A 12,630-nucleotide genomic window follows, 5' to 3' on the forward strand; every position below is an offset into this window, starting at 1 on the left:
GTCAGGCGTCGAGCCGGTCGAGGAACCGGCGCATCTCGGAGGCGACCTGTTGCGGGTGGGTCATCGGCCCCATGTGTCCCGCCCCGGCGATCACCGCGCGCGCGGCGCGGGGCAGGCGCGTGGCAAGCCCGTCATTGATGGCCGGGATGATTGCCGGAGAGGTGCTGCCCTCGATCAGCAACACCGGCACGGCGATGCGCCCGAGCGCGTTGCGGGCCAGCATGCCCCCGGCATCGTCATAGAGCGCCGGAGCGGCAGCCTCGATGAGCGGCATCTGCGCGGCGAGCCCGGCCTGAACCGGTGCGGGCAGATCGTCCCATCTGCGCCCGTCGCCCCAGACCCGCAGAAAGCCTTGCGCCGCGCGCGCCATGTCGCCCGAGGCGATGCCCGCGTCATACTCGGCCATCTCGGCCATATGTTCTGCGCGGATCTGTGGCTGATCGGCCAGCGCCACGGCGAAGAATACCGGCTCGTAGAGGATCAGCGCGCGCACCAGATCGGGATGCTCCACCGCCAGCCGCAGCGCCACTGTCGCGCCGAAGGAATGACCGATGATCACGGTGGGACGGTCGAGAAAATCCGCCGCGATCGCGGTGCTGGCCGCCTGTATCTCGCCGGTGCCCTGCCACGGATCGCTCTGCCCATGGCCGGGCAGATCGAAGGCGGTCAGGTGCACGTCATTCCCGAGCAGGCGCATGATCCCGGCCCAGCTGCGCGAATGCGACAACGAGCAATGCAATCCGAGCGCCGGGTGCGGTCCGGTGCCGAAAGTCGTCCAGTGGGTCGCGTGGCCCGCGCGGCGCGCCTTGGGCATGATCTCAGAGTTTGCCCGCCAGATGCAGGTCGAGGTCTTCGAGCCGGTCCTGGCCCCAGAAGCTCTGCCCGCTATCGACCACGTAGAACGGTGCGCCGAAGACGCCGGCATTGACCGCCTCTTCGAGATTGGCGGCATAGGTCTCGGCCCCGCTCAGCAGGCCCCTGTCGGCGAGCGCCGGATCGAAGCCCGACTTCTGCAGGCAATCGCGCACCACAGCATCCTCGGCGATGTCGCGCTCCTCGGCCCAGCAGGCGCGCAGAACCGACTGCACCAGCGCGCCGACATCCCCGCCGCCCGCGTTCTGCGCGGCGATGATCGCATAGGATGAGGGTGCTGGGTTGGTCGGCCAGTGCGCGGGCTTGAGATTGAGCGGCAGACCGCGCTTTCTTGCCTGACGCGGCAACTCCTGCGCGCGATAGGCGTTGCGCGATGGGTGCCGGTCGGCGGGGGCCGCGCCGCCGGTACGTGCAAACAGCGCCATGATGTCAAGCGGCTTGTAGGTGACATTTGCGCCATGCCGGGCCGCGATCTCCTCCAGCCCAGCTCCTGCCAGATAGGCAAAAGGCGACAAGGTCGAGAAAAAATAATCTATATGGGCCATTTCACAGCTCTCTCCGTTCGCATGACTTTGCGCGACCCTAGGCGCATGCTAAGCGGTGTGCAACAACACGAATCTGTCACATGGATCATTCCGGGAACCTCATCATGCCTTCCACACCGCAACCCAAGCTGATTTCCGGCAATGCGAACCTGCCGCTCGCCAAGGCCATCGCGCGGCGCATGTCGATGCATCGGGGGGTCGATGTGGGGCTCTGCGATGCGCGGATCGAGCGGTTCAACGATCAGGAAATCTTTGTCGAGGTCTACGAGAACGTGCGCGGCGAGGACATGTTCATCATCCAGCCCACCTCGAACCCGGCCAATGACAACCTGATGGAACTCTTGATCATGGCCGACGCGCTGCGCCGGTCCTCGGCCCGGCGGATCACCGCCGTGATTCCCTATTTCGGATATGCGCGGCAGGATCGCCGCTCCAAGGCGCGCACGCCGATTTCGGCCAAGCTGGTGGCCAACATGATCGTCGAGGCGGGGATCGAGCGGGTGCTGACCATGGACCTGCATGCGGCGCAAATTCAGGGCTTCTTCGATATTCCGGTCGATAACCTCTATGCCTCGCCGATCTTTGCGCTCGACATCATGACGCAGTTCAAGGGCGTCATGGACGATGTGATGATCGTCTCGCCGGATGTGGGCGGTGTGGCACGTGCGCGCGAGTTGGCCAAGCGCATCAACGCGCCGCTCTCGATCGTCGACAAGCGCCGCGAAAAAGCGGGTGAAGTGGCCGAGATGACCGTGATCGGCGATGTGAGCGACAAAATCTGCATCATCGTCGACGACATGTGCGATACCGCCGGTACAATGTGCAAGGCGGCGCAGCTCCTGTTGGATAACGGTGCACGCGAGGTGCACGCCTATACGACCCATGGTGTCATGTCAGGCCCGGCGGTCGAGCGGATCACCCATTCGGTGCTGAAATCCATGGTCATCACCGACACGATCCAGCCCACAGAAGCGGTCAAGGCGACACCCAATATCCGCATCATCCCGACCGCCCCGGTCTTTGCCCAGGCGATCCTCAATATCTGGAGCGGCACGTCGGTCTCGTCCCTGTTCGAGACCCCGACGCTGGAGCCGGTCTATGAGGGGCAGTTCAGCGGCTGAGCGGGGCAGGGCGGGCGCTTCCCGTCGCGCGCGCCTCAGTAGACATCCTGCCAGTCATCCTCGTGAAAGGCCGCGCCGATGGCGAGCCATCGGACCCGCACCCGCGCCACACGGGTGTCGGACCAGGTGCGGAACACCACCTCGAACCCCTTGCGGGTGATCTTTTCGGCGGTCACATCCGCGCGCGCGTTGGTGCCGCTGTCCATGTCCCACAGCGACATCGAGACCTGCACGACGGGCTCCTCCTTGAACTCGGTCGTGAAGGTAATCTTCTTGCGCCGCTCGCGTGCGCCGCGTCCGGTCCACATCGTGCCGCCGTCCTCGTAATCCGAGAACAGCACGTCGTCCCCCTGATCGACGCCGATGGCCTGATTGATGAATACCTGCATGATCGCGCCTTTGCTATCTTGCCTGAATTATTACGTATTACTGACTGAATTGAGAACCGAAAAAGAAAAAAGGGCCGCAATGCGGCCCTTTCATCCATGGGGTGTGCACCTGCGGCTCAGTTTGCGGAAAGCCCGATATGATCGCCGATCGCAACCATGTCGGACAGGAGCTTGGCCGCCTCGTCAACAGGGCCGGGCTCGTTGACATAGGTGTCCTGTGCCTTGGTCAGACGGTCGGTCGCCTCGGCGACCATCGCCTTGTAGGCGTCCTGTGTCATGTCCTCACGGGCCACGGCACGTTCTGCCAAAATCGAGATGCTCTCGCCGTTGATCTCGGCAAAGCCGCCGGTGACGACATATTCCTTGTCGCCCTCGGGACCGGAGACCCGGACGATCCCGGGGCGCAGCGTGGTGATGAGCGGCGAGTGATTGGGCATCGCCGTCATGTTGCCCTCGGTTCCGGGGATCTGCACCTCGCGGGCCGCCACCGAGGCCAGAAGGCGTTCGGGGCTCACGAGATCGAATTGCACTGTCTCAGCCATATCGGCCTCCTCTTGCGGCATGTGGTGGGGTTCAACCCCACCCTACGCCAAGGTCGTCATGTAGGGCGGGGTTGAACCCCACCCCGATCTCATGCCGCGTCTGCCGCCATCTTTTCGGCCTTGGCGATCACATCGTCGATCCCGCCGACCATGTAGAACGCACCCTCGGGCAGGTGATCGTATTCACCGGCGACCACGGCCTTGAACGATTTGATCGTCTCCTCCAGCGGCACCTGGATGCCGTCGGAGCCGGTGAACACCTTGGCCACGTCGAAGGGTTGGCTGAGGAAGCGCTGGATTTTCCGGGCACGCGCCACGGTCAGCTTGTCCTCTTCCGAGAGTTCATCCATGCCGAGAATGGCGATGATGTCCTGAAGCGACTTGTAGCGCTGCAGGATGCCCTGCACGTCACGCGCCACCGCGTAATGCTCTTCGCCGACGATCTGCGGGTCCATCAGGCGCGAGTTGGAATCGAGCGGGTCCACGGCGGGGTAGATGCCAAGCTCCGAAATCGCACGGCTGAGAACGGTCGTGGCGTCGAGGTGGGCAAAGGTCGTGGCCGGTGCCGGGTCGGTCAGGTCGTCCGCAGGCACGTAGACGGCCTGAATCGAGGTGATCGAGCCCTGCTTGGTCGAGGTGATGCGTTCCTGCATCGCGCCCATGTCGGTGGCCAGCGTCGGCTGATAGCCCACAGCCGAGGGAATACGGCCCAGAAGCGCCGACACCTCGGAGCCCGCCTGCGTGAAGCGGAAGATGTTGTCGACGAAGAACAGCACGTCCGAACCGGATTGGTCGCGGAACTGCTCGGCCAGCGTGAGGCCGGTCAGGGCCACACGGGCACGCGCGCCCGGAGGCTCGTTCATCTGGCCGTAGACCAGTGCCACCTGGCTCTCTTCCAGATTGTCGGGCTTGATCACGTTCGATTCGATCATCTCGTGGTAAAGGTCGTTGCCTTCACGGGTCCGCTCGCCGACACCGGCGAAGACCGAATAGCCCGAGTGCACCTTGGCGATGTTGTTGATCAGTTCCATGATCAAAACCGTCTTGCCCACACCGGCACCGCCGAAGAGGCCAATCTTGCCGCCCTTGGCGTAGGGTGCCAGCAGGTCCACCACCTTGATGCCGGTCTCGAGGATCTCGGAGGCGGTCGACTGCTCGGCGAATTCCGGCGCGGGCTGGTGGATGGCGCGATACTCGCTCGCCTTGATCGGCGCGCCCTCGTCCACCGGCTCGCCGATGACGTTGAGGATGCGGCCCAGCGTGGCATTGCCCACCGGGATCGAGATCGGCGAGCCGCTATCTTTCACATCCTGACCGCGCACGAGGCCTTCGGTGGCGTCCATCGCGATGGTGCGCACGGTGTTCTCGCCCAGATGCTGCGCCACTTCGAGCACCAGCTTCTTGCCGTTATTGTCGGTTTCCAGCGCGTTCAGGATGGCTGGCAGATCGCCGTCAAAGTGAACGTCCACAACGGCGCCAATGACCTGGGTCACCTTGCCTTTTGCATTTGCCATGTTTCGTCTCCGGTTTGTCTTACAGCGCTTCCGCGCCGGAAATGATTTCAATCAGCTCGTTGGTGATCACGGCCTGACGCGAGCGGTTGTATTCGATGGTCAGCTTGTCGATCATCTCGCCCGCGTTGCGGGTGGCGTTGTCCATCGCGGACATCCGCGCCCCCTGTTCCGAGGCCCCGTTCTCCAACAGCGCGCTGAAGATCTGCGTCGCCACACCGCGCGGCAGCAGATCGGCGAGGATCGCCGTCTCGTCGGGTTCGTACTCGTAGAAGGTCTCGGTATCGGCCTCGTCCAGATCACCGACATCGGCAGGAATGATCTGCTGCTTGGTCGGGATTTGCGTCACCACGTTCTCGAACTGCGAGTAGAAGATCTTGGCCACGTCGAACTCTCCGGCGTCGAACCGGTTGAGCACGTTGGCCGCGACCGCCTGCGCATCGGCATAGCCCACGCGCTTGACCTCCGTGAGATCGACGTGATCCACGAAATACTGGCCATAGTCGCGCTTCATCGCGTCGCGGCCCTTCTTGCCGACGGTGATGATCTTGACGGTCTTGCCCTTGGCGAGCAGATCGGCGGCGTCGGCCTTGGCGAGTTTGGCGATATTGGCGTTGAAGCCGCCGCACAGGCCGCGTTCGGCGGTCATCACCACCAGAAGATGCACCTTGTCCTCGCCCGTCCCGGCCAGAAGCCGCGGCGCATTCTCGGCGTCACCCACCGAGGCCGCGAGCTTTTTCATCACCGCGTTGAAGCGTTCGGTGTAAGGCCGCGACATTTCCGCGGCCTCCTGAGCGCGGCGAAGCTTCGCCGCGGCGACCATCTGCATGGCCTTGGTGATCTTGCGGGTCGATTTGACCGACGAGATCCGGTTTTTCAGGTCCTTGAGATTCGGCATTGCCTTATCTCCCCCTTACGCGAAGTCGGCGGCGAATTCGTCCAGCGCGGCCTTGATCTTGTCCTCGGCCTCACCCTTGATCTTGGGATCTTCGATCGTGATGTGATCCAGCAGCGCCTGATGCTTGCCGCGCAGGTGCTTGAGCAGACCCTGCTCGTAGCGGCCCACATCGCCGACGCTGATCTTGTCGAGATAGCCATGCGTGCCCGCATAGATCACGCAGACAATTTCGGCGTTGGTCAGCGGCGAATACTGCGCCTGCTTCATCAACTCGGTCAGACGCGCGCCCCGGTTGAGCAACTGTTGCGTCGCCGCATCGAGGTCAGAGCCGAACTGCGCGAAGGCCGCCATTTCGCGGTACTGCGCGAGCTCGAGCTTGACCGGGCCGGCGACCGATTTCATCGCGTTTGTCTGGGCCGAAGAGCCGACGCGCGACACCGACAGACCGGTGTTCACGGCGGGGCGGATGCCCTGGTAGAACAGTTCGGTTTCAAGGAAGATCTGACCGTCGGTGATCGAGATCACGTTGGTCGGAATAAACGCCGACACGTCGCCGCCTTGTGTCTCGATGATCGGCAGCGCCGTCAGCGAGCCGGCACCATTGTCCTCGTTGAGCTTGGCCGACCGCTCGAGCAGGCGGGAGTGGAGGTAGAACACGTCACCGGGATAGGCTTCGCGCCCGGGCGGGCGACGCAGCAGCAGCGACATCTGGCGATAGGCCACGGCCTGCTTGGAGAGGTCATCGTAGACGATCAGCGCGTGACGGCCATTGTCGCGGAAATGCTCGGCCATCGCGGTCGCCGAATAGGGGGCGAGGAACTGCATCGGCGCGGGGTCGGATGCAGTGGCGGCCACGACGATGGAATATTCAATCGCGCCGCTCTCTTCGAGCTTTTTCACCAGCTGGGCCACGGTCGAGCGTTTCTGCCCCACGGCCACGTAGACGCAATAAAGCTTCTTGCTCTCGTCGTCGCCTGCGGCTTCGTTATAGACCTTCTGGTTGAGGATCGTGTCGAGCGCCACGGCGGTCTTGCCCGTTTGACGGTCGCCGATGATCAGCTCGCGCTGGCCACGGCCGATCGGGATCATCGCGTCCACTGACTTGAGGCCGGTCGCCATCGGCTCGTGCACCGATTTACGCGGGATGATGCCGGGGGCCTTCACATCGGCCAGACCACGGGTTTTCGCCTTGATCGGGCCCTTGCCGTCGAGCGGGTTGCCGAGACCGTCCACGACGCGGCCCAAGAGCTCGTCGCCGATCGGCACGTCCACGATGGACTTGGTGCGCTTGACAGTGTCGCCTTCCTTGATGTCACGGTCGGAGCCGAAGATCACGACACCGACATTGTCGGCCTCGAGGTTCAGAGCCATGCCCATGATCGATCCCGGAAACTCGACAAGTTCACCCGCCTGGACATTGTCCAGCCCGTGAACCCGCGCGATACCGTCACCCACGGACAACACCCGACCGATCTCGGCAACTTCGGCCTCCTGGCCGAAATTCTTGATCTGGTCCTTCAGGATCGCAGAAATCTCTGCTGCTTGGATACCCATTTATCCGACCTCTTTCATTGCATTCTGGAGGGAATCGAGCCGCGAACGGATCGAGGTGTCGATCATCTTCGAGCCCACTTTGACAACAAGACCGCCGATGAGGCTTTCATCAACGGTCGCATTCAGTTTCACATCGCGGCCGATCCGGGCCTTGAGGGTTTTTGCCAGCTTGTCGGACTGTGCCTTGGTCAGCGCCTTGGCGCTGGTCACTTCGGCCTTCACCTCGCCCTTGTCCTCGGCGATCATTTCGTCAAGCTGGGCGATCAGATGCGGCAGCACGAAGAGGCGGCGCTTGGCGGCCATCAGCGCCAGACCGTTGCGCAGTTCGGGGACCAGCCCCATTTTGTCGGCAATCGCGGCAATCGCCTTGCCCTGCTCGTCCCGGCTCAGCACCGGAGAGGCGATGACAGCGCGCAACTCGGCACTGTCGGCGAGGGCTGCGGACAGGTCATTGAGGTTGGCTTCGAGCTTGGCCAGAGATTTGGCCTCTTTCGCAAGCTCGAAGATCGCAGTGGCATAGCGCGCGGCAATGCCGGAAGAAATCGAAGCTGGTTCGGACACGTCCACCCTTCCGATAATCTGGCCCCGGTTGAGCAGCTGTGACGGCGCGTCACGTCCGGGGGCGTTGGCATACGATGAGACTTGCGAAACATCGAAATTCGGCTGGGGTGTAGCAGAGCCTTCGGTGTCGGGCAAGCCGCTTGAAAACGATTGTATACTATAGAATACCGTATACTTTCAACATCTTACCCCAAGTGCGACGGAATGCGCGCTTTTTATCTTTCAAAAAACATCACTTTTTCCTACGAATTTGCGATTCCCATGCCTCGAACCCTGCCAAAACCCCTTGCAGACGTTTGCGCTATCAGCGCGAGAGGGACGAAAACCGCCCCGCCCTCTGGTGTCACGACCGCTTGAGCAGCGCCAGCAACTGCTGTGACGGCAGGCCGTCCGGCGTCGCCCCGACCGATTGCTGAAAGGCACGGATCGCGGCCACGGTATTGGGCCCGACGATGCCGTCGATCTTCTCTACCGCATAGCCCTTGCGCTGGAGGCGGCGCTGCATCTCCTTGCGCTGGTCGAATGTCAGCGGGTCATAGCCGCGCGGCCAGCTGGCCTGAATTTCCGGCCCGCCCGCGATCCGGTCCGACAGGTGGCCGACGCCCAAGGCATAGGCATCGGCGTTGTTGTAACGCTTGATCACGTCGAAATTGGCAAAGACCATGAAGGAGGCGCCCGCAGGCCCCGCCGGTTGCAGGATGCGCGCCGAGCCGAAATCGCGCACCGGTCGCCCGTCGATGCCCACCACGCCGCGTGCCGCCCAGTCCGAGGGCATCCGGCTGGTGCTGCCGAAGGACGCGCCGCGCGGCACCTGCACCTCCATGCCCCAGGGCATGCCCTTGCGCCAGCCGAACCGCTTGAGATAGGCGGCGGTCGAAGCGAGCGCGTCGGTAGGATCATCCGACCACACGTCGCGTTTGCCATCACCGGTGAAATCCACCGCATAGGCCTCATACGATGTGGGCATGAACTGCGTGTGCCCCATCGCCCCGGCCCAGGAGCCTTTCATCCGGTCGGGCGTCACATCGCCCGATTGCAGGATCTTGAGCGCGGCGATCAACTGTTTCTCGAAGAACGCGCCGCGCCGCCCGTCATAGGCCAATGTGGCCATCGAGCCGATCAGCGGCAGATCACCCAGACGCTCGCCATAGGTGCTCTCCATCCCCCAGACTGCCGCCACAACCTCTTTCTCGACGCCGTAATGCGCCTCGATCCGGTCCAGGGTGCGGCGGTGCCGACGCAGGGCACGCTGCCCGTTCTCGACCCGCACAGGCGACACGGCGTTGTCGAGATAATCCCAGATCTCGCGCTTGAATTCGGATTGGTTGCGATCCTTGGCCACAACATCAGGGTCGTAGCGCACGCCGCGAAAGGCCCGGTCGAAGACCTGCCCGCTGATCCCCTGCGACAAGGCCCGGCCCCGGAACCCTGCGATCCAGCGGTCAAACTCCGGATTTGCGGTGACGTGAAAGACCTCTACCCCCGCGGGCCGCATCTGCGGGCGCAGCACCTGCGTCGGCACATCGTTCAGTACAACCGCCGGTGTGAACGCCGCTCCGGGGCGCGATTGCGGGCGCAGCGATTCCTCGACCGCGCCGGTTGCCCAGGACGGGCTTATTCCAAGAAACAGGCCCGAAAGCCCCAGTATGACTGCTCGCATCGCCTAGCCCCTTCTGTGTGGCACTTTCGCGGCATGATAACGCGATTGTTTCCAAATCGAAAGTAATCTCGAGGCGATGTGCGTGGTCTTGCTGATCTTGAACCAGACGTCCGGGCGGGGAACGGTCGAGCCTTACTGCGTCTTGAGCGGTGCCCCCCCGGCAAAGCTGTTACCGTTCACGTAATCGCAGGGTGCCTCCTGCATCTGCAAATGCAACCCGTCACCGTCGAAGGGGTGCGCGCGGGCCAGCGCCTCGTCCACCTCGATGCCAAGGCCCGGCGTCTCTGGCGGGATGACAAAGCCGTTCTCCACCCGGATGCCGCCCTTGATCAGCGCGTCGTGAAAGGGGGTTTCGATGGTTTCGGCCATCAGCAGATTCGGGATCGAGGCGGCAAAGTGGATATTGGCGGCCCATTCGACGGGACCGGCATAGAGATGCGGGGCCATTTGCGCATTGTAGACCTCGGCCATGGCGGCGACCTTCTTCATCTCCCAGATGCCGCCCGCGCGACCAAGTGCCGGTTGCAGGATCGCCGCCGCGCCGTCGCGCAGGACGGGGGCAAACTCGGCCTTGGTGGTCAGCCGTTCGCCGGTGGCCACGGGGATGCGCACCGCGCGCGCCACCTGTGCCATCGCGCCGACATTGTCGGGCGGCACCGGTTCCTCGTACCAGAGCGGGGAATAGGGCTCCAGCGCCTGTCCCAGACGGATCGCCCCGGCGGTAGTGAATTGCCCATGCGTGCCGAAGAGCAGATCGGCGCGGTCGCCCACCGCCTCGCGGATGGCGCGGCAGAACGCCACCGACAGCGAGATATCGGGCATCGCGGGCATATGGCCGCCGCGCAACGTGTAGGGACCCGCCGGGTCGAACTTGACCGCCGTATAGCCGCGCGCCACGCAGTCGAGCGCGCTCTCGGCGGCCATCTCGGGCGAGGTCCAGAACGCGGTGAGGTCGTGATGGGGCAGGGGGTAGAGATAGGTATAGGCGCGGATGCGCTCGTTCATGCGCCCGCCCAGAAGCGCCCAGACCGGCCGGTCGCGCGCCTTGCCCAGAATGTCCCAGCAGGCAATCTCCAGCCCCGAGAACGCGCCCATCACGGTGAGGTCGGGCCGCTGGGTGAAGCCCGAGGAATAGGCGCGGCGGAACATCAGCTCGATATTCTCAGGCGACTCGCCCTGCATATGGCGGGCGAAGACATCCTCGATCACGGTGCGCATCGCCTGCGGTCCGACCGAGGCGGCATAGCATTCGCCCCAGCCGGTGAGGCCGTCATCGGTGGTCAGCTTCACCAGTATCCAGTAGCGCCCGCCCCAACCCGGCGCGGGCGGCGATGTGACGATGATGTCAAGATCGGCGAGTTTCATGTCGTGCCCTTTCGGTGGCTATTGTCGCGCGCCTCACCGCACCGTGCCCTGCGCGTCGAGGGCGGTGGTCAGCGCGTCGAAGCGGGCGCGTGCCACTTCGCCGAAGAGTGGCGCGGCTTCGTCGGAGAGACGCAGTTCGAGCAGCCTTTTCTTGGGGAACCAGCGCAATTCGCCGAGGCGTGCGTTCTTTTTCAGCCAGAGCATCGCGGCAAAGCGCATCGCCTTTCCGACGATTTCGGCATCTTTCTTGTCCGCGTCGGAGATCAGGCTGTCGAGGTCGGAAAACCGGGTATTGCCGCGCTTGTTGGAATAGCGGTGCAGCAGGGCAAGCCCCAGGAACACCCGCTCGGAATGCTTGAGCCCACCGAGATTGGCGCGGGTGGCGTTGTCGAAACAGACCTCGGCGCGATAGTCGGGGTGGGCGCGCCAGCTGACGTCATGCAGCAGGCAGGCGGCGCGGATCAGGCGGCGGCGGTCGGGGCTGGCGGATTTGAAGAGCGGCAGCAGGAAATGGTAGATCACCTTGCCGAACCCCGGCAGGCGGGCATCCTTGTGCTCGGCAAAACGGCAGGCCTCGATCAGCGGGTCGCGGTCGCGCAGGAGTTGCGGCATCTGCTCGTAGAGCAGCCCTTCGCGGATGCCGTAACTGGAGATTGCGATATCGCGCGGCTTGAAGGTCTTTAGCACCTCGCGCAGCACCTCTGCGGCCAGCGGGACAAGGGCGATGCGGCTGGAGGAAACACCGGATGTGCTGCGCAATGTCTCGGGGTCGGAGTTCTCGATATGCTTGATCGTGGCGCGCAGGTCGGCGGGGTGCATGCGGTATTCATGCAGGACGTGCAGAGGATACCCGCGCCGCGCCATGTCGATCTTGGCAATCGCCCGCCAGGACCCGCCGACGAGAAAGAGCCGGTTGCGCTGTTCACCCAGTTCCTTTTGCATGGCGGCCAGGGTGTCGCGGATGTGGGCCTTGCGCCCTTTCTTGCCGCCCTTGAGGTCGGCCAGCTTGAACGGCCCGAGCGACGAGGAGATGCGCGCCCCGACCGTGCCGCCGTCGATCGCCGCGAGTTCCATGGACGAGCCGCCGATATCGCAGACCAGACCGTAGGAGCCGGGCCAGCCCAGAAGCACGCCCTGCGCCGAAAGCCGGGCCTCTTCGCGCCCGTCGATGACCCAGAGCTTGAGTCCGGTCTCGCGCTCGACCTCGGCGCAGAATTCCGCGCCGTCCTCGGCGTCGCGCACCGCGGCGGTGGCCACGGTGACCAGCGGGCCGGTATCCATGCCACGGGCCAGCATCTGGAAGCGGCGCAGGGCCTCGACCGCGCGTTTGCGCCCCTCGGGGTTGAGCCGCCCGGTTTCGGGCATGCCAGAGCCGAGCGCACACATGATCTTTTCGTTGTAGAAATACGCGGGGCTGCGCGCCGCGCCGTCAAACACCACGAGGCGGATGGAGTTGGAGCCTACATCGACCACGCCGACCCGGCTGAGCGCGCGGGCTGTGTCGCTATCGAAAAGGGGGCGGCCGAAGGGGCCGCCATCGGGTTCCGTAGGATCGCTCGTGCCGTCCATATCCGCCCCAGTCTCGTGCGTCCCCTCTATGCGACAGGGGGG

Annotated in this window: 12 protein-coding genes; 1 reads left to right on the forward strand and 11 read right to left on the reverse strand. The window is 64.0% G+C overall.

Translation table 11 applies throughout. The annotated features are described in order from the left end of the window. Position 1: 1 nt before the first annotated feature. Positions 2–814 (reverse strand): alpha/beta fold hydrolase, encoded by an 813-nt coding sequence (locus tag BHD06_RS01445; RefSeq protein ID WP_080455190.1) that lies wholly within the window; start codon positions 812–814, stop codon positions 2–4. Between the two features lie 4 nt (positions 815–818). Beyond that, entirely contained in the window at positions 819–1,418 is a 600-nt protein-coding gene (locus BHD06_RS01450; protein ID WP_080455191.1) for a 2-hydroxychromene-2-carboxylate isomerase, read from the reverse strand. 104 nt (positions 1,419–1,522) lie between these two features. Here BHD06_RS01450 and BHD06_RS01455 point away from each other — a divergent pair, with 104 nt between their 5' ends. Beyond that, positions 1,523–2,539 carry a ribose-phosphate pyrophosphokinase gene (locus BHD06_RS01455; protein WP_080455553.1) on the forward strand — a complete coding sequence of 339 codons (1,017 nt, stop codon included), beginning with the start codon at positions 1,523–1,525 and terminating at the stop codon, positions 2,537–2,539. A gap of 35 nt (positions 2,540–2,574) precedes the next feature. On the opposite strand, the gene BHD06_RS01460 is transcribed toward BHD06_RS01455, so the two are convergent. From BHD06_RS01460 to BHD06_RS01500, 9 genes are all read right to left on the reverse strand, one after another. Next, complete coding sequence (locus tag BHD06_RS01460; protein ID WP_080455192.1) at positions 2,575–2,928, reverse strand: H-type lectin domain-containing protein; 354 nt, start codon at positions 2,926–2,928, stop codon at positions 2,575–2,577. Positions 2,929–3,044: 116 nt separating this feature from the next. Further along, on the reverse strand, positions 3,045–3,470 hold the full coding sequence (locus tag BHD06_RS01465) for a F0F1 ATP synthase subunit epsilon (protein WP_080455554.1): 426 nt from the start codon (positions 3,468–3,470) through the stop codon (positions 3,045–3,047). A gap of 89 nt (positions 3,471–3,559) precedes the next feature. Next, the gene (gene atpD, locus BHD06_RS01470) at positions 3,560–4,984 is read right to left on the reverse strand and encodes a F0F1 ATP synthase subunit beta (protein WP_080455193.1); all 1,425 of its coding nucleotides are present in this window, start codon (positions 4,982–4,984) and stop codon (positions 3,560–3,562) included. A 19-nt stretch (positions 4,985–5,003) separates the two neighbouring features. Next, on the reverse strand, positions 5,004–5,879 hold the full coding sequence (locus BHD06_RS01475; protein ID WP_080455194.1) for a F0F1 ATP synthase subunit gamma: 876 nt from the start codon (positions 5,877–5,879) through the stop codon (positions 5,004–5,006). Positions 5,880–5,894: 15 nt separating this feature from the next. Further along, on the reverse strand, positions 5,895–7,433 hold the full coding sequence (gene atpA / locus BHD06_RS01480) for a F0F1 ATP synthase subunit alpha (RefSeq protein ID WP_080455195.1): 1,539 nt from the start codon (positions 7,431–7,433) through the stop codon (positions 5,895–5,897). Next, a complete protein-coding gene (locus BHD06_RS01485; protein ID WP_080455196.1) occupies positions 7,434–8,000 on the reverse strand; it encodes a F0F1 ATP synthase subunit delta in 567 nt (188 codons plus the stop codon). Positions 8,001–8,337: 337 nt separating this feature from the next. Further along, entirely contained in the window at positions 8,338–9,654 is a 1,317-nt protein-coding gene (locus BHD06_RS01490; protein WP_080455197.1) for a lytic murein transglycosylase, read from the reverse strand. A 132-nt stretch (positions 9,655–9,786) separates the two neighbouring features. Beyond that, complete coding sequence (locus BHD06_RS01495) at positions 9,787–11,019, reverse strand: mandelate racemase/muconate lactonizing enzyme family protein (RefSeq protein ID WP_080455198.1); 1,233 nt, start codon at positions 11,017–11,019, stop codon at positions 9,787–9,789. A 33-nt stretch (positions 11,020–11,052) separates the two neighbouring features. After that, the gene (locus BHD06_RS01500) at positions 11,053–12,588 is read right to left on the reverse strand and encodes a Ppx/GppA family phosphatase (RefSeq protein WP_080455199.1); all 1,536 of its coding nucleotides are present in this window, start codon (positions 12,586–12,588) and stop codon (positions 11,053–11,055) included. Positions 12,589–12,630 lie beyond the last annotated feature (42 nt).

Origin of the sequence: Roseovarius sp. A-2, from assembly GCF_002072155.1 — a bacterium.
Taxonomy (GTDB): domain Bacteria; phylum Pseudomonadota; class Alphaproteobacteria; order Rhodobacterales; family Rhodobacteraceae; genus Roseovarius.